Source organism: Gordonia oryzae, from assembly GCF_003797185.1.
GTDB classification, from domain to species: domain Bacteria; phylum Actinomycetota; class Actinomycetes; order Mycobacteriales; family Mycobacteriaceae; genus Gordonia; species Gordonia oryzae.
In genome coordinates, this window is sequence record NZ_RKMH01000009.1 from 172,131 (window position 1) to 195,540 (window position 23,410).

The following is a 23,410-nucleotide window of genomic DNA, read 5'->3' on the forward strand; positions in this document are numbered from 1 at the left end:
TCTGTCCTACTGCTCGGGTTCCATGTTGATCGGCGGCGGGGTGGGACCACGTCCGGCACGCTTGAGGAGTACCCCACCGACCACCATGGCGGCGCTGACCGCCAACCAGAGGACCAGGATCCACAGGTTCTTCGACCACGCGTCGGCGCCGTCGAAGTAGGCGATGCGTTTGAGCGCCTCAAATCCGTTGGACGTCGGCAGGATCGGATGCAGCACCCGATAGAACGCCGGCGCCATGTCGGTGCCCACCGCTATGCCCGAGGATGAGACGCCGAGGAAGATGAGTACGAGCATGCTGACCACCATCATCAGTGGCCCGATGAGCATCGACCCGCCGAGCTGGAACAGGCCGCACGTCAGGGCGATCACGAACAACGTTGCCGCGACCGCGATCTCGTTGTGGTGCAGGATGCCGATCCATTGGTAGCTGATGAGGACCTGCGCGAGGGCGCACACCGCCGAGATCACGACGATCGCGCCGACTTGCCATCGCAGGCCCAGGCCGCGGCCCAGCATATAGGCGATCATCGCGCTCAGGTAGCCGCCGAGGATGGCTCCGAGGCCGAGGTAGAGCACGCCGGCACCGACGAGGTCGCTCGTGGGCAACGGCGCGATGTCGTCGACCTGTAGCGTCTTGCCCGACGACGCTGCCACCGGACCGAAGGTCTGCTTGACCACCTGTGTGGCCTGCAGGTTGCCGGCACCGGCGATGGTGAGCGTTGCGGTCGCGGGATCGTAGGCGCCGCGGATCTCCAGCTGGTGCAACTGGTTTCGCGCGGTATCGGCATCAGGGACCGACGTGAAGTCGAACCCGTTGCCGGTGACCTTCTCGAGCTGGGTCGTGAGCTGTTGTGTCACAGCCTGATCAGTGCCGACGATGGCGACCTTCATCTCGTGCGGCGTCGGGTTGTGAAACAGTCCGATGAAGGTGAGCGGCAGGCAGGTCACGAGGAAGATCGGGACCACGGCGGCGCCGGCCAGTGCCTTGCGCCGCGCGTGCTGTGCCGCGGTGACCTCCCGATTGTCGCCGAAGAAATGCTGGAAGCCGGGGCCCTGGAGGCTGTTCTCCTCCGGCTTGGCCGAGTGACGCATCGCCGCCAGGGCGATCATCACCATTCCCAGCAGTGCCCACAGTGCCAGGGTGGACAGGGTGGCGCCCATACCGGCGTCGGGGAAGTAGATGAGTCGTCGCAGACCATCGAGCAGTGCCGGGGTGGGCAGGATTCGGTTCATGGTGCCGAGGAAGCCGGGCACCATCTCGGCGGGTATCGCCGCGCCCGAGGCCGGTATTCCCATCAGCACCATGATAAATACGGTCGGGATGATCGCGAGTGGTCCGATGAGCCGCATGGATCCGAGGTGGAAACACCCCACGGTGAGCAGACCCGCATACGCGAGGAGCGCGGCTTTGATGAATCCGGAATCGAGGCTGCCGTACACCGAGTAGGCGATGAAGGTCGGAATCGTGGTGAGCAACGCGCCGAAGACCGCCAGAAGTATGAGCTCGACCCGCAGGCTCAATCCGCCCACCGCGATGCGCAGCGCCGACGCGAACGAGAAACCGCCAAGGACCGCAGCCAAGCCGACGAAGAGCAGTGAGTTGGCCAGTTTGTCGTTGCCGTTCGGCGGGATGACGTCGATGACGTTCACCGGTCTGTCCGGATTCTGTTTCTTCGCAACGGCACTCAGGAACGACTCGGCCGTGTTGCTGGCTATGGGTCCGCCCGCCGACGCCACATAGATATCGTTGGTGGCCGGGTTCCAGGCACCCCGGATGGCGAGATTGTCGATCGCCGCGCGAGCCGCTCCCGGATCCGCGACGGTACTCACCGCGAAGCTGCCGTCGGACTGGGTGGTGATCGCCGAGGCAACCTGCTGGGAGGTGCTCGTGTCGCCGATGATCGCCACCTTCATGTCGTGTGGCGTCGGGGAGTGCAGCCCCCAGCTGTAGAGAAGCGGCATGACCACCATCATGAAGATCGGGAAGATCAGCGCGCCCAGGAAGACCTTCTTGGGCGATCGGGGGTCGGGTGGGAACGGGCTGGTGTCGTCACTTGGCAACTCGGCCGAACTGTCGTCGGAACTAGTTGTCGGGTTGGCTGTTTCGCTCATCACGAACCTCACTGAGAGGACTGGTTGTGGATCTGGGTGTCGGAGGTCTCCGGGGCGCGCGAGCCGCGATGCCGGATGCGCCGGTGAATCCGACGGAGAACCGCTGATGACGGCAATGCTAGCGCTGTCATAGACACTTGTAAACAACAGGGTGGTGGCTGCTAGTGTTCGGGGCGTGGCATCCCGGTCAGCCAGCCTCGATCCACGGGCGGAGAAAGCCCGCGGTGAACTGAAGGCTGCCGCGTGGCGGTTGACACTCGACCGTCGCGTGGAAACGATCTCGGTGAGCGACATCGTGCGGCTCTCTGGCGTGAGCCGTCCGGCCTTCTACCTGCACTTCACCGATCGTGACGACGCGATCGTGGCCGCGGTGGTCGATCGGCTCGACGAAGCCGTCGATGTGGATGCCGGTCCACAGGAGGTGATCGCGGCGCTGATGGGCTTCGTCGTCGACAACATGGAGTGTTACCGAAATCTTTATCCCAGTCTGGCTTCTCAGCGATGTGCAGAGGTCTTTCGGTCGCGGCTGCGGCCGCAGTGCGAGGAGATCGTCGTGAGTCTGCGTTCGGGCGTCAATGGGTCGGGATCGGTCTCCGCGGACACACTGACCACATTCCTGCTCGGCGGCTTCATGGAGATACTCGCGGCGTGGGCCGCATCCCCGGGGGCTGTTCCGCCCGACGAGCAGGCGTCCACGCTCCTGGCCGGTTTGACGCAATTGGCCGAAGGGCGCGGTACGCGCCGCTGAAGTGCTCGGCGGTTTATCGCACGTCATGGGATCGGTCGTGACACCGCGCACACCCATGATGCTCGGTATCGGTATCGGTATCGGTATCGGTGACGCCGACGGCCGCGGCGACGGGGTGATGCTGGTCGGCGACGTCGTCGGACTTGCGAGAAGCTATTGCAGCCGTGGGCTTTCCGCAGTGCTACACGTCTACCGAGGTGACGATCACCTCCGCGCCATCGGGCCGTTCAGCGCCGACGCGTGGACCTACCTGCAGAGCCGGTTTGCTGGGCGGCCATCGATCTCGGTGTTGCTCCCGATCGGAGCAATACGATCATCGATGTCGCGGCCGTCGAGGAATTCGGCGTCAAGAGCGACGGCCATGCGCAGGCACAGAGTGCGGCTACGCTGCGCCGGCTCGCATCGTCGATCGCGGCTGGAGAGCTCATGATCCCGGTCGCCGCCACCTACCCATTGGCTCAGGTGCGCGAGGCTTACCGAGACCTGGTGAAGCGCCACACGCACGGAAAGATCGTGCTGATCCCGTGACGGCGCACGCTCATCGACCGTCGGAGGCCAGGATCTGACACGCACACGCCACCCAGGTCGCGCGCCAGGATCGGAGCCTGCATCCGTGACTCCAGTCCGAGTTTCATCAACCCCGCGACACGTGCGTCTTCACCGTCGCCTCGGTGATGAACAGCGTCGACGCGATCTCCGCGTTGGCCAAACCATCTCCAAGGCACCGCAATACGTCTCCCTCGCGGGCGGTGAGATCGTCGAAAGTGGTGGGCGGGGGAGTGGGCGAGCCGCCGGGCGTGGTCCGGACGGCGTCGACGACGCGGCGGGTGACCTCCGGCGACAATGCCGCGTCACCACGCACCACGGCGCGAACGGCTTCGATGATGGCTTCCGCCGACGCCGTTTTCAGCAGAAGGCCACTCGCCCCGGCCCGCAGCGCGCCGAAGACGTACCCGTCGAGGTCGAAGGTCGTGAGGACGACGACCGGGCAGATAGTCTCGCCGACAATCACTTCGGTGGCGCGGAAGCCATCGGTCCCGGGCATCCGGACGTCCATCAGTACGACGTCGGGGCGTAGCTCGCGGGCGCCGGTGATCGCCTGGTCGCCGTCGATGGCCTCCCCGATGACGTCGATCCCCTCGTCCGGCTCGAGCATCATCCGCAGCCCGGCCCTGATGGCGGCGTGGTCGTCGGCGATCAGGATCGTCGTCACGGGTGGAACGTCTCTGCTTCGAGGTGAGCTGTTGGAAGCGTTGCAGTGACCCGGAATCCGTCGGCGTCGCGCTTGACGCTGAGCCTTCCGCCGACCGCGTGGGCGCGAGTGCGCATGTCGACCAGGCCGCGTCCGGTGTGACGATCGCCGGCCCGATGGTGATCGTGATGGGCAGCGAGTCGATTACAGATGTCGGGGACCAGGGCGTCATCGGTATGGGTGATCCTCACTCGAATCGGTTGTCCCGGTGCATGTGTGGCAGCGTTGGTCAGTGCTTCGGCGACGATGCGGAACGCGGCGATGTCGACGACCGGCGGTAATGCATCGACGCCGTCGGCGGCGGTGATCGTGGCCGGTATCTCCATGGTGATGTCGGTGCCGGACTCGGCGATCGGTTCGGTCAGCCGATCGATACGTCGCAGACCGGCAGTGGTGTGTCGGCCGTCGGTGCTCTGCTCGCTGCCGTCGGAGAGCAGGTCGATCAGCCCGCGCATCTCGGTCAGCGCCTCCACGCTGCTCGTCCGGACCGCGGCCAACGCCTTCCCCGTGAGGGCGGCGTTCTGCGCGCCGGGCTGTCGATTCGGTACATCCTGCGCAGACGCCGGGCGTCGACGGTGGTGTTGGCGCTGGTGCCGTTGGTGGACCTGTTCTTGCTCGCCGCTGTGGCCGTAGACCTTTCGCACGGCACCGAGGTCACGACGGTGTACCGGCTGGCCGGGATCTATCTCGGTGTCACCGTGGCCTTCGGCCATTCGATCATCACCCTGGGCCGACGCACGCTTCGCCCACTGGTTCGCAGATGCACCGGCGCCGGCCCGACCACCTCGCGGCGGTGCTGCCGCCATGCGCCACGAGTTGGTGCTGTTCGGGCAGTGGCTGATCGCGGCAGCGATCGCCGCGGGCGCGGTGTTGCTCCTGTCGGTGACCGTGGCCGACGATCAGCAAGCCGCCGAGCTCCGTGGGACATTCGGGATACTCGGAGTGGTCACCGTCATCTGGTTGGTGACCGGTCCGGTTTGGCAGTTGTTCTTCGACGGCCGACGACCAGGATGGGGGAAGCGGTGAGGTCGGGGTTGGCCTGATGTTCGACAACCTTTCCCCGATGGGCGAGGGGGCCTGCCCCGCCCGATAGTCGAGAATCTCCCCCCGATGGTCGAGCAGCCCGTCCTACCCTGATACCCGAGACCCCCGGTGGAGAGAGGGGGCGGTCGTGATCGGGTGGCTGTCATGGTCACTGGGGATAGGGGCAGTCGTGACCGAGCGGTGTCGCTACTCCAGACGACTGGCCCGTAACTCGTGGCCCTTCGACGTCAGGCAGCGGCCGGTCGGCAGATCCCATTGCCAGCCATGCAGATTGCACGTCAGCTTCTCGCCCTCGATCACGCCGAACTTGCTCAGGTCCGCTTTGAGGTGCGGGCATCGACGCTGGATCTCCCAGCCGTCCTTGGTGATCGACGCCGAGTCGTCATGCGCCTCGGAGAACCAGCCGTCGGCGTAGGCGATCCGCTCGTCGGTGAGGCACTTGAAGAACGTGTAGAGGAATTCGTTGTAGCCGCCGATGCGCCACGTGGTGAACCGCGTGGAGAGGAAGATCGTATTGACCCAGTCCGGTTCGTCGTCGCGCAGCACGGTTCGTACGATCTCCGGGACGATCCGGAAACCGTAGCGGTACTTGCCCTCTCCCTCCTTGGGTTCGCGCACGATGCGGTTGGGGAAGTCCAGGACGACGGTCTCCTCGCCCATCACGAGGCCGACCGGATAGCCGATGCCATCGCAAATCAGGTCCGACGCGGCCATGATCGGCTCGAACAGCTTCTTGAGTTCGGGGAGCAGTGGGTCGCCTTCGGCAGGGGCCCAGGTGGCCTTCTCCGCGGCGATGGCCGGGGCGAACTTCTCCTTCATCCGCTCGAGATAGGCCTGCTTGTTCTCGCCGAAAACCTCATGCGGCGCATAGGGATGGTTGATCTCGTTGAGTGTCGACCCGGTGAAATCGGCGATCGAGCCGGAGACCATCATCAGCCCGCGGTGCTTCTCGCCGTCGTCGGTGCCGTGGATACGCATCTGTTCCAGGAACGTCTGCTGATCCGGGAAGATCGACGTCACATCGCCGGGGCGCGGGTTGTCGGCATCCTCGATCCCGGAGCCGAAGTCGTTGAGCGAGAACAGGTCCTCGTCGAGGAACATCGGCGGGCCGGCCGAGGGCACCACCCAGGTCGCACCGACCTGCTCGATGTAGGAGCGGGCACGATCCATGCCACGCTGGCGCTTTTGCGCGGCAAAGTTGGCCTTGGACCTGCGGGGGATGTCGTAGACCATCGGATACCAGATCGCCCCGGAATACTGCAGCAGGTGGACGTCGACGTGCCCGAACTGCTCGCCGATGACGTCGAGATCGATGGGCCGGGCGTCGTTCATGTTGAACACCGTCGTCTCGCCGTCGGAGACGACGAGTCCTGAGTCGCCGATGGGCCCATCGGCAGGGGCGCGCAACGCGATGATCATCACGTCGAGTGAGCCCTTCGGGCCGTCGATGGTGACCTTCTGTGAGTCGGTGGTCTCGACGAACTTGGTGAAGCCGAGCTTCTCGAGCTCACGCCTCAGGTCGGGGACCGGGTAGTCGGGCAGCAGGACCGTCGCGTCCTTGCTGACGTGCTCGCGCAGGTTCCGTTCGTCGAAATGGTCGCGATGTAGATGTGAAACGTAGAGGTAGTCGCAGTGCCCGAGACTTGTCCAATCCAGTTCCGAGTTGTCGGGGAAGGGCACCCAGGACGCGAAGTAGGCGGGAGTGGTCCACGGATCGCAAAGAATCGACCCGGCGGTGGTCTGGATGTGGAATCCGGCGTGACCGATGCTGGTGATCTGCACGTTTGGCCTTTCGGAGGGGGTGCGCGGGGCTGCGCGCGGTGACGCGTTGCCCGTCCAATCTATCGACCCGCGCTGAACCCGGCGTGGGCCCTCGGTACCTGGTGGGGTCTCCGGTGGCTCGAGCGTGGTCTCCGATGGCTCAATGGCCGTCGCGTACCAGGAACTTCGGATGATCCAACCGCCATGTCACGATCGCGATGATCGCAGTGACCACCGCGAGCGTGGCCAACGAATTGTGCTCCCCGAACACCGTGAACAACGCCCCGCCGATCGCGGCGCCCGACAGGAAGCCTGCATAGGTGGTGGCGTGGGCCACCCAGCTCCATCGTTTGACGCCCGCGAGGTGTAGGCCTGCGCCTTGACCGATCTTCACCAGGGTCCCGGTGACGTACGACAACGGCATGACCACCTCGCCCTTGCGGCTGATGGACGTGTTGAGAGCGCCGAGGCCGAAGGCCAGACACAGCACCGGGCCCGCTCCGTAGTCCTGGTCGGTGGTGTTGATCGCCGAGTCCCACACGTAAGCAGTCGCCGTGGAAGCGGCGGTCAACACGGTAGCTCCATGACGTGCCTTGCTCCACAGCGTGATTCGAGCGAGGGTGGCGACCACAACGCCGCAGCAGAAGGCGACGACGGTGGCCAACGCGGTGAATCCCAGATGGTGGGCGCCCCGAAAGTGTTCGAGGACCATTCGCTCGGTGTTGCCGGTCATGAATGTCACATACCAGCCGGCCGAATAGAGCCAGGCCGCTGCGCCGGTCGCGCCGGCGAGCGCGGCGAGCACTGCGGCCAGGATCATTTCGCGGAAGTCGTAGAAGGGGCCGAGTACCGCGCGGGTGGTCGCGACGGCCGATTGCAGTTCGGTGGTGGGCATGAACCTCTCCGGGGCAGGCTGGGCGTGCGTCGGGCGGGGTCGAGCGGAACATCGTCGAGTTGAGCGATGGCATAAGGCCGGGCTGGTCAAGAACTCTCGGTAGGACTTCGGTTCGGCCGGGCCTGCGGATGAGCGGGGTGGCGATGAGTTCGGTCACTGCGGCGGAGTCGCTTGGTGTCACTGCGGCGGAGTCGCTTGGTGTGACTGCGGCGGAGTCGCCTGGTGTGATTGCGGCGTCGGCGTGACCACTAAGCTTGCCCCATGGAACCCGTGTACTCCACCGTGATCACCGCGGCGCGACTGTTGTGGCTGGCCGAAGGTCTGAAGTTCAGCATCTCCGGTGTCGAGAACGTGCCCCAGTCGGGTCCGGGCGTGGTTGCGATCAATCACACCGGCTACCTGGACTTCACCTACGCCGGCATTCCAGCGTATCTCCAGGGTAAGCGGTATGTGCGGTTCATGGCCAAGAAAGAGGTCTTCGACAATCGGTACTCGGGTCCGATCATGCGTGCGCTCAAGCACATTCCCGTTGACCGGGCCAACGGGGCGCAGAGCTATCACGACGCGGTCGGCTACCTCAAGAGCGGCGAGCTCGTCGGTGTGTACCCGGAGGCGACGATCAGTCGCAGCTTTGAGCTCAAGGAGTTCAAGTCCGGGGCCGCGCGCATGGCCCTCGAGGCCGACGCCCCGATCATTCCGACCGTCATCTGGGGTGCCCAGCGGGTGTGGACAAAGGGCCATCCCAAGCGTCTGGGCCGGACCGGCTACCAGATCGCGATCGGCGTGGCCGAACCGATCGAGCCCGTCGGTGATGCTGAGGCGATCACCGCGCAGTTGCACAAGGTGATGGGCGAGAAGTTGTTCGAACTGCAGGATGCCTATGGCGAGCACCCGAAGGGTGAGTTCTGGGTGCCCGCCCGGCTCGGCGGATCGGCGCCGACACTCGAGGAGGCCAACCGGATGGACGCGCAGGAGCAGGCGGCCAAGGCCGCCCGGCGGGCCGAGCTCGATCAGCAGGGTGGGGATCGGGAGCCGGGCGCTTAGCCGCACCAGCCCGACGGTGATGGCGGTGGCCCGAGGGTCGCGCTCGGGAACCGCCGGGGGTCATTGGGCGGTCTATCCTCGGAAGAGACGGTCGGCCTCGACTATTCCGTGACGGTGCTATACGGCGCGACCGAGGCGGCCCGGCGAGCGGCTCGCGATCACCCTGGTACCGCGGGCGATCCGGCGCCAGCACTTGTCGCATCGGCGCTGGACGGATCGATCGGCTCCGACCCGAGTCTCGCCGATCCGGTGGTGGAGACCGTTCGCGGACTTCCCGTTCGGCATGTCACCCTGGAGCGTGACCGCTCGCCGGACTCGGCTGGCTCTCGACGTACTCCGCTCCCGCGGCATCGAGGTGCCGCGTCAGATGCTTCGCGCCGACTACACCGACACCGCCGCCTGGGTGTTCTCCCGCCCGACATCACCACCGTCGGTCTCGCGCCGCGTAGCACCCGGTGGATCACGGTGCGGGCCATCTGCGACGTCATCGAGGCGCGAAAGCCTGGTCCCACGCTGGTCGAGGCGTCACTGCGCTGGTCGAGACGTCACTGCGGGGGCGTGCGTCCACGGCCGGACCGCTGCGCGCGAGGCCGTGAGGCGGAGTCTCGCGCGGGCGGCGACCCGATAGTCTGACCCCATGACCAACGCGGATCGGGAGCCGGTGTTCCGGGCCCTGGAGATCGTCGCGAACACCCTTGTCCGCGCGCAGAAGGTGGATCTGCGGTTCAACGGGCTCGACAACATCCCCACCCGGGGTGGTGCGGTGCTGGTGGTCAATCACACGGCCTACGTCGATTTCTTGCCTGCGGCGCTCGGTCTGTATCGGGTGGGGCGGCGTGCGCGGTTCATGATCAAGTCCGAGGTCATGGACGTCGCCATCATGCGATTCCTGGTGAACCACACCCGCACGATCCCGGTCGACCGATCGCAGGGCACCGACGCCTATCGTGCGGCCGTCGAGTCGCTGCGCTCCGGTGAAATCGTCGTGGTGTACCCGGAGGCGACGATCAGTCGCAGCTTTGAACTCAAGGAGTTCAAGACCGGCGCGGTGCGCATGGCACTCGAGGCGCAGGTGCCGATGATCCCGACGATCGTGTGGGGAGCGCAGCGGCAATGGACCAAGGGCGGCAAGCGTCGGATGGGTCGGGCGAGTATCCCGATCGCCGTCGGCTATGGGGCGCCGATCCACGTGCCCGCCGACGCCGACGTCGAGGAGCAGACCACTCGGTTGCGTGCACAGATGACCAAGGGCTTGCACGAGGTGCAGGACGCCTATCCGCATCCGGCCGGTGAGTTCTGGGTGCCGACGCGACTCGGCGGCACTGCACCCACCCCGGAGCAGGCTGCGGTCATCGAGGACGAGGAAGCACAACGCAAGGCGGCGGCACGAGCGGCGAAAGTGACCCAGCGAGAAGGGAAGTCGCGTAAGTGAAGCGCGAAGACAAGGGGCCGGTGGTCATCTCGCGACCAACGCTGATCGCCAGCGACGTCGACGGTACGCTCATCGACGACGAGAACCGGGTGTCGGAGTACACCAAGACGATCCTGGCCAACGCGTGTGCCGCCGGCGCCGAGTTCGTCCTCGCCACCGGCCGTCCGCCCCGGTGGATCGCCGAGATCACCGATCAGTTCGACCCGTCGCGCATTCGTGTACGACATGCGGTGTGCGCCAACGGCGCCATCCTCTACGACGTCGAGCGTGATCGCATCATCTCCTCGGCGACACTGGCGCCGGAGGTTCTCGTCGAACTCGGGGCGATCGCCCAGTCCCAGATCCCCGGGTGCGGCATCGCCGCCGAACGTGTGGGTCGATCCGCACACGGCGCCGCCACCGCGCCGTTCGTGGCCACCGCGGGCTACCAACACGCGTGGCTCAATCCCGACCATGTCGCGGTCGGTGACGAGGAGATCTACACCGAACCTGCCGTCAAACTCCTCGTCCGCGTCCCCGGCATGCCGAGTTCTCAAATTGCGCAACGACTTTCCGGAGCCATAGGAGACCTGGCGCAGGTCACCTTCTCCACCGACAATGGGCTCGTCGAGCTCTCGCTGCCCGACACCCACAAAGCATCCGGGCTCCAAAAGTTGCTGGACCACAAAGGAGGTGACGGATCGACGACCGTCGCGTTCGGTGACATGCCCAACGACGTCGAGATGCTCACGTGGGCGTCGCACGGTGTCGCGATGGGTCACGCGCACCCGGCCGCGCTCGCTGCGGCCGACGAGATCACCGTCGGCAACAACGAGGACGGGGTCGCCCGCGTGCTGGCTCGGTGGTTCGGCTAAGGTGTGTCTCCCAATTCTTCTGCGAGGGATTGGCGCGAACGATTGCGTTCTGGCAAGGCGGAGGAGGAAGCGATAGCGGCAGCTATCGTGACCGACGACAACGCTGCCAGGGCGAAATCGGGCCGCCAAGACCCGCAAAGGGAATTGGGAGACACACCCTAGGTCGAGACCGCAGGCCATCGAGACGCCGATGGTGTTGATGTAACCGATGTCGTACCAGTCCAGGGTTCGTGCGATCCGCGCACGATCTCCGTCGACTGTTGCCGGATCTGGTCGTTGCTGCCCGTGGTGCGATGGACGATCGCGTTGTTCAACGTGGGGGGAGATCGTCGGCTGCGGGCTGCGGAAGCTCTCCTCGGCGCCCCGGGCCGCACGCGAGATCACCTGCGGACAGCCCGAGAGGGTGAGTCAGCGTCGATCACCCCGGTGAGCGCTGGGTGTCGGGGCGCAGCAGGGTCGCGTGCGTTCCGGCAGGACGGTGCTTGCGAGGTTCTTCAGGACCTCCACGGCGGAGCCGACCACGAGATCGGCCAGGCCGACACCGGTGGAGTCGGCGGCTGGAATGGCGCTCTGGCCGTCGGTGGTGCGCGAGCGGGACCTTCGTGGCGGCCCCGATCCACACGGGTTCGGTGCCGCCGTGGTGCTCGGGCGGGGTGATCGGCCGGGGGTCGGCGAAGGCCGGGATGGTTCGAGTTCCTCCCCATCACCCCGCCGCGGCCGGGTTCCTTGGCCCGCAGCATCATCGTCGCCTGCTCGGCCCCGACCCAGACCGGCTGGTTCCACGTGAATCCGACCATCGCGAACGGGGTGTCCCGCACGGGATTCATGACTAGGGCGCCGCGGTGCAGCCGTGCGCCCACGCCGCATCGAGACAACTCGTGATGCGGTTGTTATCTCCTGTGGTTGGTGATATTCAAGTGACTTGTCTATCGTCACATGAGTCCCACTATTCACATACGTAACATTCGATCATGAGAAACGAGACCTCGTGGCAGTGACGTCCCTGGTCGGCCGAGTCCTGACCATCCGCACCCGACCGGGCCACGCCCGGCGTCGGCGGATGTCGACGGTCATCGGTGCCGTGTCGGCCACCGCACTCGTGGGCGGCGTCGGCCTCGTCGGCGTCACCGCGTCGGACCGTGTCGAGATCGGCCTGACGGCCGGCTCGGAGATCACGCTGATCGGCCACGGCTTCGGCCATGGTCGCGGGATGGGACAGTACGGCGCCTACGGCTACGCCAAGCAGGGCTGGTCGTATCGGCAGATCCTGCAGCACTTCTACGGGGGCACGACATTCGGCCGCCCGGCCAACCCGATCGTCAACGTCGCCCTGTCGAACAAGAGCGGCGGCGTGAGTGTGCGCTCGGACGCGGGCATGTCCGTCGGCGGGCAACCGGTCGCGCCGAACCAGGCGGTCACCGTCAGCGGCAACACCGCCTCGATCACCGCCGGATGTGGCGGTCCCGTCGTACGCACCGTCAACGCCGCATTCGCCGATCCGGTCAACACCGCCCCGAACCGGCCGGCCAACGAATTCCTCAAGTTCTGCGGATCCAACGAACCGTTCCGCGGGTCCCTCGGCCTCGACGGCGGACGGGTCACCAATCGGCTCAACGTCGACGACTACGTCAAAGGCGTCATCGCCAAGGAGAGCGTGCCCGGGTGGGCGACCTCCGGCGGCATGGAGGCGCTGAAGGCCCAGGCCGTCGCCGCCCGCACCTACGCCCTGGCCGCGATTGCGAGCGGCAAGAAGATCGACGACACTCAGAACTCGCAGGTCTACGGCGGCGTGACCGGCGAGGACCCGGGCGGCAACCAAGCCGCCGACGCGACGGCAGGGCAGATCCTGCTGCAGAACGGCCGGCCGGCCTTCACCGAATTCTCGTCGTCCACCGGTGGATACACCGCGGGCGGCCGGTTCCCGGCGGTCGTCGACGACGGAGACGCCGCGTCACCGAACCACAACTGGACCACCACGATCAGTCCGAGCGCCATCGCGAGCGCGTTCGGTCTGCCGAGTCTGGACAGCTTCGAGGTGATCCAGGCCAACGGGCTCGGTGCCGAGAGCGGGCGTGCACTCAAGGTGCGCGCCACCGGCGGCGGCCGCAGCGTCGAGGCGTCCGGCGAGGATGCGCGCGTGAAGCTGGGCCTCAAGTCCGACTGGTTCGCCGTGGCGGGCCAGCGCACCCCGCCGCAGATCGTGAAGCCACCGACCGGCCCGGCCGGCGGGCTCGGTTCTCTGGACCTCGGGTCCCTGGACGCCGGATCGCTGGGGGGGATCGCCGATCAGGCGGTGCCCGGAGCCGGTGATCTGGTGAGCACCGCGGCGGCGGCGTTCCAGGGCCTGCTCGGCAGCCTTGGCGACGTTCCCGGAACGCTCGGGACCGCACTCGGGGTACCGACCCTGACGCCCGACGGGGCCGGGGTCACCCAACTCTTCCAGCAGGGGATGCTCTTCTTCTCCTCACAAACCGGAGCGCATGTGCTCGCCGGACGAGGCTACAAGAACTTCCGGGCACGCGGTGGCATCCCGGTCCTCGGGTTCCCGAAGGCCGACGTCCTGCGCTAGGTGCAAGGGCCGGGGCCGGTCAGTTGCCAGGGCCGGCGATGACGACGTTGGTGGCCACGTCGACGAGCTTGATGTTCGACTCCTGCGACAGACGCGCGAGGAGGAGGAACGCGGCGTCGGCGTCGATCCGATAGCGCTCCATCAGCATGCCCTTGGCTTGGCCGATCAGATCGCGCGAGCTGAGCGCATTGCGCAGTTGCTCCTTCTCGCGGACGGCGCTGAAGGTGGCGGCGCAGTGTGCGGCGAACAACTCGGCCAGCGAACACGACTCGTCGTCGAAGGCGAAGGCGGTGGTGCTGTGCAGGTTGAGCGCGCCGAAGTCGTTGCCGTCGATGTAGAGGCAGAAGCACGCCATCGACACGACGCCCAATGCGCTTGCCGCGGCAGCGAACCGAGGCCAGCGCGAGTCGTTGGCCAGGTCGTCGATGCGCACGGTGGTGTCGTCGACGGCAGCACGGACACACGGGCCCTCACCGAGCTCACGTTGGAGATCGTCACACTTGCCCGCGAGATCACCGAACATCACCGGTGTCTCGATCCGTCCGCGGGTGACCAGCGTGACACTCGCATACTCGGCGTTGTCGATCGTGTCGACGGCGGCCTTGGAGATCGCGCGCAGCATGGACTCCTGGTCGTTGCTCTCAACGCGAAGATCGTTGATCACCTCGATGATCCGGGTGGTGATTTCCGGCGTCATCCCCCTCAACTCCTTGCTGACGACAACTGATAGTCCGGGCACGACCGCGCGCATCCGGCGACGCAACCAGAGAGATTACCGCGCACCTCGACCGCGATGCACCCGATGAGTCGGGAGCGAGGCCCGCACGCTGTGCGACGCCCTCGCGTGGACTGCGACGGAACATCACAGCCAAGAGTTCTGTCTCGATAGCCCCATTAGGGCGGCAACGGGGAGTGCCACAACCGGTCGTGGACGGCGTCGAGGTCGGCGTCAAGGGGGTGAGAGAGCACCTCGCCGAGCAGGATGCGGTCGAAGGTGCCCGGTGGCGGACCGGTCAGATCCCCAGCGGACACACTGACCTGGGCGTCGGTGGTGGCCTACGTGCAGGCCCTTCAAGGCCGGTAAGCCGGTGTCAAACTCTCCGGCAATGGGACCCGCGGGTGAACCTCGCTCCCACAGACGGACGGCATCGGCCGCCCATCCCGATCCGCCCCGTCGCCGCCCGGCTTTGAGATTCCCTCGGTCGGGTCGGTTACCCTGAACACCCGTGGCATCCAAAACCAGCGCCGATTCGCCCCGCTCCGGCCCCTATGACCTGATCGTCGTCGGCTCGGGTTTCTTCGGTCTCACCATCGCCGAGCGCGCCGCCGCCGAACTGGGAAAACGGGTCCTGGTCCTTGAGCGTCGAGGCCATCTCGGCGGCAACGCCTATTCCGAGGCCGAACCGACGACCGGCATCGAGATCCACAAGTACGGTGCACACCTGTTCCACACCTCCAACCAGAAGGTATGGGACTACGTCAACCGCTTCACCGAGTTCACCGGCTATCAGCACCGCGTGTTCGCCATGCACAACGGTCAGGCCTATCAGTTCCCGATGGGACTGGGACTGGTCAGCCAGTTCTTCGGCCGGTACTTCAGCCCCGACGAGGCACGTGCTCTGATCGCCGAACAGGCCGCCGAGATCGATACGAAGAACGCGGCGAACTTCGAGGAGAAGGCGATCAGCCTGATCGGACGTCCGCTGTACGAGGCGTTCATCAAGCACTACACCGCCAAGCAGTGGGAGACCGACCCGAAGAATCTCCCGGCCGCCAACATCACGCGGCTGCCGGTGCGCTACACCTTCGACAACCGGTACTTCAACGACACCTATGAGGGCCTCCCCGTCGACGGTTACACGGCGTGGCTGGAGAACATGGCCGCCGACGACCGCATCGAAGTGCGGCTGGACACCGACTGGTTCGACGTGCGCGACGGGCTACGCGCGCAGAGCCCCGGCGCGCCCGTCGTCTACACCGGCCCACTCGACCGCTACTTCGGCTACTCCGCCGGACGCCTGGGCTGGCGCACCCTCGACTTCGAGACCGAGGTGCTGCCCACCGGCGACTTCCAGGGCACCCCGGTGATGAACTACAACGACGCCGACGTGCCCTACACGCGTATCCACGAATTCCGGCACTTCCACCCCGAACGCGATACCTACCCGGCCGACAAGACGGTCATCATGCGGGAGTACGGGCGTTTCGCGAAGGACGACGACGAGCCGTACTACCCGATCAACACCCCCGAGGACCGAGCGATGCTCGCGTCCTACCGGGCCCTGGCCAAGACCGAGACCGCCGAGGCCAAGGTGCTCTTCGGCGGACGGCTGGGCACCTACCAGTACCTGGACATGCACATGGCCATCGCCAGTGCACTCACGATGTTCGAGAACACCTTGGCGCCACACCTGCGAGACGGTGCGGCGCTGGTGGGTTCCGACGCCTAGTGCCCGAGCCCGATCACCGGCGATGACAGCAGTCGCAGACCAGAGCGGAGTAATGAGTGTGACCCCTGCCCCACAGGAGAACGTGGCCGCCCCGTCGACGGTCGAACCCGACTCCACGGCGGTCGAACTGCTGGCGCGGGTCATCTTCCCCCGGCCCGGCGAACCCATCGACGTCCGTTCGCTCTACCTGGTCGAATCCGCGAACAATGCGCGCCGTGCCCACGCCCCGAGCCGCACCTCGGTGATCCTCGGCGCGGAGTCCGAGGTCAGCTTCGAGAGCTACTTCAACGCCTTCGCCGCGGCCTACTGGCGACGCTGGTCGATCCTCACCTCGGTGGTGCTGCGCGTCGAGGTGATCGGCACCTGTCGTGTCGATCTCTATCGCTCCAAGGTTGACGGCTCGCGCATCGGCATCGGTGGCGATCTGGTCCCCGTCGACGAGAACGGTCGTGGCACCATCGAATTCGAGCTCGACCTCGGTCCGTTCGAGGACGGCGGATGGATCTGGTTCGACGTCACCACCGACACAGAGACCGAAATCGTCTCTGCCGGATGGTATTCGACGATCCCGGTGCCCAGTGGTCCGGACACCAAACGTGTCACCGTCGGTATCCCGACGTTCAACCGGCCCACCGACGCCGTGAACGCTCTCGCCGCGCTCACCTCGGATCCGTTGGTGGACGAGGTGATCGACGCAGTGCTGATGCCCGATCAGGGCACTCGCAAGGTCGTCGACGAGCCCGGCTACTCCCAAGCCGCGGCGGCACTGGGTGATCGGCTGCACATCTTCGATCAGGGCAACCTCGGTGGTTCCGGAGGCTACTCCCGCATCATGTACGAGGCGTTGCGGCTGACCGACTCCCCCTACGTCCTGTACATGGACGACGACATCGCGATCGAGCCCGATTCGATCCTGCGAGCGCTGGCGATGTCGCGGTTCGCCCGCACCCCCATGCTGGTGGGCGGGCAGATGCTGAACCTGCAGGACCGCAGTCACCTGCACTGCATGGGTGAGGTCATCAACCACCACACCTTCATGTGGACCGCGGCGCCGTTCGTGGAATACGACCACGACTTCGCCGAGTACCCGCTGCGTGACCGGGAGAACTCGAAGAACCTGCACCGCCGGATCGACGTCGAGGGCAACGGCTGGTGGATGTGCATGATCCCGCGTGTCTGCGCCGAGGAGATCGGCCTGCCGATGCCGCTGTTCATCAAGTGGGACGACTGGGAATTCGCTTTGCGCGCAGGCAAGGCCGGATACCCGACGGCGACGGTTCCCGGGATCGCGATCTGGCACATGGCGTGGAGCGACAAGGACGACGCCATCGACTGGCAGGCGTACTTCCACCTGCGCAACCGGCTCGTCGTCGCCGCGATCCACCACGACGGTCCGATCAAGGGCATTCTGCAGTCCATGGTCAAGGCAACCGCCAAACACCTTCTCTGCCTTGAGTATTCGACGGTGGCTATCCAGAACGAGGCGATCCGCGACTTCCTCGCCGGCCCCGACCACATTCGTTCGCTGCTGCCGACCGCGCTGCCCAAGATCGCCGCAATGCGCAAGGAGTACCCGGATGCCGTGGTCCTGCCGTCGGCGACCGAGTTGCCCCGAACCAGTGGTGAGGCAACTCATCTGGGGACGACGGTGCCGAGCAACCCGGTCACCAAGCTGCGGGCGCTGGCCGGGGCGATCGTCAACAACATGCGCCCGGCCGATCCGCGACATCACGAAGTGCCCCAGGCCAATTACCCGCCGATCGAGGCCCGATGGTTCTCTCTCGGCCGGGTCGACGGCGTCACCGTCACCACCGCCGACGGCCGCGGCGTGGTGTATCGCCAGCGCGACCGCGACAAGATGATCGCCCTCGCGCGTGAATCCGCGGCGCTGGTGCGTGAACTCAACGAGAGGTTCCCCGAGTTAACGGAGCGCTACCGCGCCCAACACCGGGACCTGACCAGTAAGGAGAGCTGGGCGCGTGTCTTCGGAATCGACTGATCGGGGCCCATCGCCGGCCGCCACGGCGCAGACCGCGGGGCCGTCGGGTGAGGTCGCCGCACTGATCGGTGTCCAGGGTGTGCTGCTCGAGGCGCCCGGCGTCGTGCCCGCCGCCCGTGGTCTCTCACACTTCGGCGAGCACTCCCTCGGCTGGCTGGCGATCAGCGCCGTCGGCTGGGGACTGGCCGGGCGACGCGACGACGCCACCGCGCAACGCCGCTGGCTCGAGGCCGGCGTCGGCGCCTTCGGCGCACACGCTGCGTCGGTGATCATCAAGCGCATCGTCCGGCGCAAGCGCCCACACGATCCGCGGATCCGGGTCGGGGTGTCGACCCCGAGTCGACTCAGTTTCCCGTCGTCGCACGCTACCTCGACAACCGCCGCGGCGATCCTCATCGGACGGGCCGCAGGTTTGCCGCCCTACCTGCTTCCGGCGGTGCTGGTGCCGCCTATGCTCACCTCGCGACTGGTTCTCGGGGTGCACTACCCGAGCGATGTCGCCGCCGGAGCCGCGATCGGCGCACTGAGCGCCGGTGCCGTCGTCGTCGGCGATCAGTTCATCGAGCGTGCCGCCGATACCGCGGCCCGCCACCCGCGATCCACCCGGCTCGCCGGTGCTGCTGCCCGTGTCGGCGCAGTGGCGCTGATGCCGGGGTCGACAGCGCGTCTCCTCGTGGGGCGGGTCGTCGGCGGCACATCCACTAAGGAGAAGGCATGAGCGAGGAGCCGATCGAGCACGGAAAGGTCAAGGGCCCGCCCAAGAACCTGGCCACCGGGCTGATCAAGGCCGTCCGTCCACGTCAGTGGGTGAAGAACGTCCTCGTCCTCGCCGCTCCGTTGGCCGCGGGTAGCGATGCGCTGACCAACTCCGGCGCAATGGGGCGCGTCGGTCTGGCGTTCATCGCCTTCTGCCTCGTCGCCTCTTGCATCTATCTGGTCAACGACGCCATCGACGTCGAATCGGACCGCAACCATCCCACCAAGCGATTCCGGCCGATCGCCGCGGGTGTGGTGCCGGTATCGCTGGCCTACGGCCTCGCGCTGGTGCTGGGTGCGGGCTCGATCGGGGTGGCGCTCATCGCCAACTGGCAGACCGCCGTCGTCATCGCCATCTACCTGGTGATCCAGCTCGGATACTGCTTCGGGCTGAAGAACCAAGCCGTCATCGATATCTGCATCGTTTCGTCGGGTTTCCTGTTGCGCGCCATCGCCGGTGGGGTGGCGGCCGAGATCCGACTCTCGCAGTGGTTCCTGCTGGTGATGGCCTTTGGGTCGCTGTTCATGGCGGCCGGCAAGCGCTACGCCGAACTACAACTCGCCGAGCGCACTGGCGCCAAGATCCGCAAGGCGCTGCAGTACTACACCACCAGCTATCTGCGCTTCGTGTGGACCTTGGCGGCCACGGCCGTCGTACTGTTCTACGGGCTGTGGGCCTTCGACAAGAATTCCGGCCACGACACCAACGTTGCCTATGCCCTGTCGATGGTGCCGTTCACCATCGCGATCCTGCGCTACGCCGTCGATATCGACGGTGGTCAGGCCGGCGAACCCGAGGAGATCGCCCTCGGCGACCGTGTGCTGCAGGTCCTGGCGGTGGCCTGGATAGTATGCGTGGGTGTCGCGGTCTATGCAGTCTCCTGATCGAGGGCAGTCTCCTGATCGTGGGCAGGTGCCCGAGGATGACGCACCCACTCAGTGGCTGCGCCTGAATATCGGCGGCAACGAGCCCGATGATGAGCGCCCGAACGGGGCGACCAAGCGCATGGTCGATGACGATGAGCGCCCGGTCGGGCAGAAGCCGCGACCGATCGGCGTAGGCGCTTGGAGGCATTTCGGTGGCCGCGAGTGGACCGCCATCATCAGCTTCCTGATCGGTGCCATCACCGTCACCACCTTCTTCGCAATCGGCGCGTGGCAGCGGCGCTGGATCGCCGACGATGGGCTCATCGTCCTGCGTACCCTGCGTAACCTGTTCGCGGGCAACGGGCCGGTGTTCAACGCCGGAGAGCGGGTCGAGGCCAACACGTCCACGGCGTGGACCTACCTACTGTGGTTCTGGGCGTGGGTGACCGATGGCCAGCTCGAGTACGTCGCACTGTGGGTAGCGCTGGTGTTGTCTGTGTCTGCGGTGCCCATCGCGATGTACGGGACCGCCCGCCTGTTGCGTCGACGACTCGGTGGGATCACCGGAGATGGCTACACACTGCTGCTACCGCTCGGCCCGATCATCTACATCGCGTTGCCGCCGGCACGCGACTTCGCGACCAGTGGCCTGGAGAACGGTCTCTGTATCTTCTGGGCCGCGGTGCTGTGGTGTCTGCTGATCTCGTGGTGTCGGCGACCGTCCGGGGCAGAGGCCACCCGCGCCGGTGTGGTGGCCACGCTGTTCCTCGCCTTCTGGGCGGGTCTGGCGCCGTTGGTTCGGCCCGAGCTCACGGTCATCGGCGGAATCGCCCTGGTGCTTGTGTTCCTGGCGCCTCAGACATGGAAGATGCGTGTTGGCGTCGTCGTAGCCGCCGCGATCCTCCCGGTGGGTTACCAGATCTTCCGGATGGGGTACTACGCGCTGTTGGTCCCCAACCCGGCCGTCGCCAAGGACGCGAGCGGTTCCAAGTGGCATCAGGGCTTCATCTACCTGGCCAACCTCTTCGGGCCCTACACACTGCTGTTGCCGGTGGTCCTCGCGCTCGTCGCGGGCATCCTGCTCGCCGTCGGGGTGCGCGCCCGCAAGCTCGGCCCCACCGAGCCGTCGTCGCCGGCCGCGACGACGGTGCGTGGCCGGTTGGCGTCGTGGTCGCGGCGCCTGCAGACGCCCGACGCGGTGGTCACCGCGATGGTGCTCGCCGGCCTCATCGTTGGGCTGTACTGGCTGCGTCAGGGTGGCGACTTCATGCACGGCCGCGTCCTGCTGACGCCACTGTTCGTAATGTTGTTGCCGCTCATGGTAATTCCGGTGACCGTTCCGGTGCGCGGTGTCGTTGCGGCCTTCCGCCGCGCTCGTCGACCCGCCGCCGACACCGACGGCGCTCTGCGCGCCCGCCGCACACGCCTGCAGTTGGTCGGCTCGACGGTCCTCGCAGCCATGTGGATCACTACCATCGCCTGGGCGGCGATCGTCCATGAGGACGTCCTGCCCAACGCCGGCATTGACATCGGCCGCAGCGGCATCGTCGATGAGCGACGCTTCTACGTCACCAACATGGGCATCGAGAACCCGGTCACGGCCAAGGACTACCTCGACTATCCGCGCATGAAGGCGATGGTCGAGGACATCGCGCAGTACCAGAAGGAGGGGGGCGTGCTGATCGCGTCCTTCGACTACGACCAGTGGTATATCGCCCGTCTCCCCGCCACTACCCCGCAGGACAAGCGCCAGCTCACGGTGTTCTTCCTCAATCTCGGCATGACCAGTATGAATGCACCGCTCGATGTGCGGGTCATCGACCAGATGGGACTGGCGTATCCGATCGCCGCGCATACCGAGCGCCTCGACGACGGCCGCATCGGGCACGACAAGGTGCTGCCGACCGAGTGGGTGGTCGCCGAGGCCGGAGCGGTATCGCGAGCCCCGATCCTGCCCGGGTTCCTCGACGAGGACGTCGTCCGCCAGGCGCAAGTGGCCCTGACGTGTCCGGCCACCCGGGATCGGATTGCCTCGTACGAGGCGCCGTGGACATGGAAGCGGTTCAAGAGCAACCTGATCCAGTCGTTCACGTTCACCGACTACCGCATCGACCGCAACCCCGAATACGAGATTGCGCACTGCGGTCTGACGATGCCGTCGCGCATCCACCCGCGCTGACCTGGGACCAGGGACGATGAGAGAAAACCTCGCGCAGCGTCGGAGCAAGTGGCGAGAAATTGTCTCGAAACGGTAACGTGGCGCGTAGCGCGACCGATAGACCGACCGAGAGAATTGCGGTGGGATCGATACGTCCGCGCCAACCTGAGAGGTCTGTGAGAGACATCACAGAGTTTGTCAGGGTTCGGTAGCTGCAATAGGCTGCCGATGGTTCCTCGCGCTCATGTTGCGCGAGGGTTCGGTGTGGGGGATCGGACGTCGCAGAGGTGGAGTCCGGAGTTCGATGCAAGGTGTGATCTGCGTCGGAACCGGCGACAGAGGGAGAATGCAGGTCGATGCGTGTAGGTGAACTGAAACCGAAGGCGTCCACGGGAGTCAGTGCACGATTCGTGGCGATCGTGGTCGCCGTGATGACCGTCGCGGGTCTGATCGGAGCTGTGGTCGGGACCGGCCAGGCCGATGCGCGCATCAACGGCACGGGTTTCCGCAAGACGCTGTGGATCGACGCCTGCGGCATGCCCACCAACGGCGCCTTCGGCAACAAGTCGATGGCTCCCGGCAAGGTTCAGGTTCGTACCTGGTTCAAGCCGCAGAACAACCGCACCGTCATCCTGCTCGACGGCATGCGCGCCCAGTACGACTTCTCCGGCTGGGAGATCAACACCAACGTCCAGGAACTGGTCAATCGCGGCGTCAACGTCGTCGAGCCCATCGGTGGACCGGCCAGCTTCTACACCAACTGGAACGCGCCCAGTAACTTCAACGGCCAGCAGCGCCGCTACATGTGGGAGTGCGTGATCAATAACCGCCTCCCGCAGGCGCTGCGCGCCAACGGATTCCGGGGTAAGAACGGCAAGTACGCCATCATGGGCGTGTCCATGGGTGGTAACTCCGCTCTGGTCCTCGCCTCCAAGCGTCGCGACCTCTACTACGCCGCCGGCTCGCTGTCGGGGTACAACTTTCTGAGTGCTCCCGGTATGCACACGATGATCCGCCTGGCGATGCTCGATGTCGCGCCGCAGCCGTGGAACGTCGACGCCATGTGGGGCCCGCCCTGGGACGGCCGCTGGTACGACAACGACCCGTCGCTGCGCATCAACCGTATGCAGGGCTTGAAACTGTTCATTGGTTCGGGTAACGGACTCTTCGGCAAGTACAACGCGCTGCCGAACGTCTTCGACGACCTGTTCAAGGGTTCGACGCTGGAGTTCCTTGCATTCACCCAGGCCAAGGCATTCGAAGCACTCGCCGCCATCAACGGCCTGCCGATCATGAGCTACTACGCCAACGGCACCCACGCCTGGGGCTACTGGCAGGACATGGTCTGGAACGCCTACTCGCGAGGCTTCTTCAAGTGATCCAATAGCACAATGCTCGACTGAGCGTCGATCAACCGGCACAACCCCGGTCGTCACCTTGCGGTGTCGGCCGGGGTTGTCTCGTTGACC

General features: G+C 66.0%; 18 protein-coding genes and 2 pseudogenes. 13 read left to right on the plus strand and 7 right to left on the minus strand.

All coding sequences use genetic code 11. The annotated features are described in order from the left end of the window. Positions 1 to 6 precede the first annotated feature (6 nt). On the minus strand, positions 7 to 2,112 hold the full coding sequence (locus tag EF294_RS13365; RefSeq protein WP_185091070.1) for a DUF3533 domain-containing protein: 2,106 nt from the start codon (positions 2,110 to 2,112) through the stop codon (positions 7 to 9). 175 nt (positions 2,113 to 2,287) lie between these two features. On the opposite strand from EF294_RS13365, the gene EF294_RS13370 reads away from it, so the two are divergent. Further along, a complete protein-coding gene (locus EF294_RS13370; RefSeq protein ID WP_185091071.1) occupies positions 2,288 to 2,860 on the plus strand; it encodes a TetR/AcrR family transcriptional regulator in 573 nt (190 codons plus the stop codon). 240 nt (positions 2,861 to 3,100) lie between these two features. Next, positions 3,101 to 3,388 carry a zinc-binding dehydrogenase gene (locus EF294_RS13380; RefSeq protein WP_246007843.1) on the plus strand — a complete coding sequence of 96 codons (288 nt, stop codon included), beginning with the start codon at positions 3,101 to 3,103 and terminating at the stop codon, positions 3,386 to 3,388. Between the two features lie 44 nt (positions 3,389 to 3,432). On the opposite strand, the pseudogene EF294_RS13385 reads toward EF294_RS13380, so the two are convergent. After that, a pseudogene (locus tag EF294_RS13385) lies at positions 3,433 to 4,073 on the minus strand (response regulator); the annotation flags it as partial. Next, positions 4,070 to 4,567, minus strand: a complete 498-nt coding sequence (locus EF294_RS13390) for a sensor histidine kinase (RefSeq protein WP_246007844.1) — start codon at positions 4,565 to 4,567, stop codon at positions 4,070 to 4,072. The gene EF294_RS13390 and the pseudogene EF294_RS13385, both read right to left, overlap by 4 nt. A 66-nt stretch (positions 4,568 to 4,633) precedes the next feature. Here EF294_RS13390 and EF294_RS22715 point away from each other — a divergent pair. Further along, positions 4,634 to 5,205 (plus strand): annotated as a pseudogene (locus tag EF294_RS22715) (hypothetical protein). A 137-nt stretch (positions 5,206 to 5,342) separates the two neighbouring features. On the opposite strand, the gene EF294_RS13400 reads toward EF294_RS22715, so the two are convergent. Together EF294_RS13400 and EF294_RS13405 are read right to left on the minus strand one after the other, a co-directional pair. After that, complete coding sequence (locus EF294_RS13400; protein ID WP_123930776.1) at positions 5,343 to 6,938, minus strand: Rieske 2Fe-2S domain-containing protein; 1,596 nt, start codon at positions 6,936 to 6,938, stop codon at positions 5,343 to 5,345. A 139-nt stretch (positions 6,939 to 7,077) separates the two neighbouring features. Beyond that, a complete protein-coding gene (locus EF294_RS13405) occupies positions 7,078 to 7,812 on the minus strand; it encodes a YoaK family protein (protein ID WP_123930779.1) in 735 nt (244 codons plus the stop codon). Positions 7,813 to 8,073: 261 nt separating this feature from the next. Between EF294_RS13405 and EF294_RS13410 the strand changes: the two genes are divergently transcribed. The 4 genes from EF294_RS13410 to EF294_RS13425 all read left to right on the plus strand — a co-directional run bounded on the left by EF294_RS13410 (position 8,074) and on the right by EF294_RS13425 (position 13,711). Beyond that, a complete protein-coding gene (locus tag EF294_RS13410; RefSeq protein WP_123930782.1) occupies positions 8,074 to 8,856 on the plus strand; it encodes a lysophospholipid acyltransferase family protein in 783 nt (260 codons plus the stop codon). Positions 8,857 to 9,493: 637 nt separating this feature from the next. Beyond that, a complete protein-coding gene (locus tag EF294_RS13415; RefSeq protein ID WP_123930784.1) occupies positions 9,494 to 10,288 on the plus strand; it encodes a lysophospholipid acyltransferase family protein in 795 nt (264 codons plus the stop codon). Further along, positions 10,285 to 11,142 (plus strand): HAD family hydrolase, encoded by an 858-nt coding sequence (locus EF294_RS13420; RefSeq protein WP_123930787.1) that lies wholly within the window; start codon positions 10,285 to 10,287, stop codon positions 11,140 to 11,142. Before EF294_RS13415 ends, EF294_RS13420 begins: the two co-directional genes overlap by 4 nt. A 994-nt stretch (positions 11,143 to 12,136) precedes the next feature. Then, positions 12,137 to 13,711, plus strand: a complete 1,575-nt coding sequence (locus EF294_RS13425) for a SpoIID/LytB domain-containing protein (RefSeq protein WP_123930935.1) — start codon at positions 12,137 to 12,139, stop codon at positions 13,709 to 13,711. A 19-nt stretch (positions 13,712 to 13,730) separates the two neighbouring features. Here EF294_RS13425 and EF294_RS13430 read toward each other — a convergent pair whose 3' ends face one another. Further along, positions 13,731 to 14,408, minus strand: a complete 678-nt coding sequence (locus EF294_RS13430; RefSeq protein ID WP_123930790.1) for a GAF and ANTAR domain-containing protein — start codon at positions 14,406 to 14,408, stop codon at positions 13,731 to 13,733. 197 nt (positions 14,409 to 14,605) lie between these two features. Next, entirely contained in the window at positions 14,606 to 14,743 is a 138-nt protein-coding gene (locus tag EF294_RS22140; RefSeq protein ID WP_246007845.1) for a hypothetical protein, read from the minus strand. A 194-nt stretch (positions 14,744 to 14,937) separates the two neighbouring features. Here EF294_RS22140 and glf point away from each other — a divergent pair, with 194 nt between their 5' ends. From glf to EF294_RS13465, 6 genes are all read left to right on the plus strand, one after another. Continuing rightward, a complete protein-coding gene (gene glf, locus EF294_RS13440; protein WP_123930793.1) occupies positions 14,938 to 16,161 on the plus strand; it encodes a UDP-galactopyranose mutase in 1,224 nt (407 codons plus the stop codon). Between the two features lie 52 nt (positions 16,162 to 16,213). After that, entirely contained in the window at positions 16,214 to 18,160 is a 1,947-nt protein-coding gene (locus EF294_RS13445) for a glycosyltransferase (RefSeq protein WP_185091072.1), read from the plus strand. Further along, positions 18,141 to 18,878 (plus strand): phosphatase PAP2 family protein, encoded by a 738-nt coding sequence (locus EF294_RS13450; RefSeq protein WP_123930799.1) that lies wholly within the window; start codon positions 18,141 to 18,143, stop codon positions 18,876 to 18,878. The genes EF294_RS13445 and EF294_RS13450 overlap by 20 nt, the downstream gene beginning before the upstream one ends. Next, a complete protein-coding gene (locus EF294_RS13455; protein WP_123930802.1) occupies positions 18,875 to 19,801 on the plus strand; it encodes a decaprenyl-phosphate phosphoribosyltransferase in 927 nt (308 codons plus the stop codon). Before EF294_RS13450 ends, EF294_RS13455 begins: the two co-directional genes overlap by 4 nt. Positions 19,802 to 19,829: 28 nt before the next feature. Next, complete coding sequence (locus tag EF294_RS13460) at positions 19,830 to 21,962, plus strand: arabinofuranosyltransferase AftB family protein (protein ID WP_123930805.1); 2,133 nt, start codon at positions 19,830 to 19,832, stop codon at positions 21,960 to 21,962. Positions 21,963 to 22,297: 335 nt separating this feature from the next. Beyond that, positions 22,298 to 23,320, plus strand: coding sequence for an alpha/beta hydrolase (locus tag EF294_RS13465; protein ID WP_123930807.1), 1,023 nt, complete (start codon positions 22,298 to 22,300; stop codon positions 23,318 to 23,320). The last annotated feature ends 90 nt before the right edge of the window (positions 23,321 to 23,410 follow it).

Bases quoted from the DNA above. Each gene is read 5' to 3' on its own strand.
- EF294_RS13365 (WP_185091070.1), bottom strand. From the start codon at position 2,112: ATGAGCGAAACAGCCAACCCGACAACTAGTTCCGACGACAGTTCGGCC.
- EF294_RS13390 (WP_246007844.1), bottom strand. From the start codon at position 4,567: ATGCGCGGGCTGATCGACCTGCTCTCCGACGGCAGCGAGCAGAGCACC.
- EF294_RS13405 (WP_123930779.1), bottom strand. From the start codon at position 7,812: ATGCCCACCACCGAACTGCAATCGGCCGTCGCGACCACCCGCGCGGTA.
- EF294_RS13410 (WP_123930782.1), top strand. From the start codon at position 8,074: ATGGAACCCGTGTACTCCACCGTGATCACCGCGGCGCGACTGTTGTGG.
- EF294_RS13415 (WP_123930784.1), top strand. From the start codon at position 9,494: ATGACCAACGCGGATCGGGAGCCGGTGTTCCGGGCCCTGGAGATCGTC.
- EF294_RS13430 (WP_123930790.1), bottom strand. From the start codon at position 14,408: ATGACGCCGGAAATCACCACCCGGATCATCGAGGTGATCAACGATCTT.
- EF294_RS13445 (WP_185091072.1), top strand. From the start codon at position 16,214: ATGAGTGTGACCCCTGCCCCACAGGAGAACGTGGCCGCCCCGTCGACG.
- EF294_RS13455 (WP_123930802.1), top strand. From the start codon at position 18,875: ATGAGCGAGGAGCCGATCGAGCACGGAAAGGTCAAGGGCCCGCCCAAG.
- EF294_RS13465 (WP_123930807.1), top strand. From the start codon at position 22,298: ATGCGTGTAGGTGAACTGAAACCGAAGGCGTCCACGGGAGTCAGTGCA.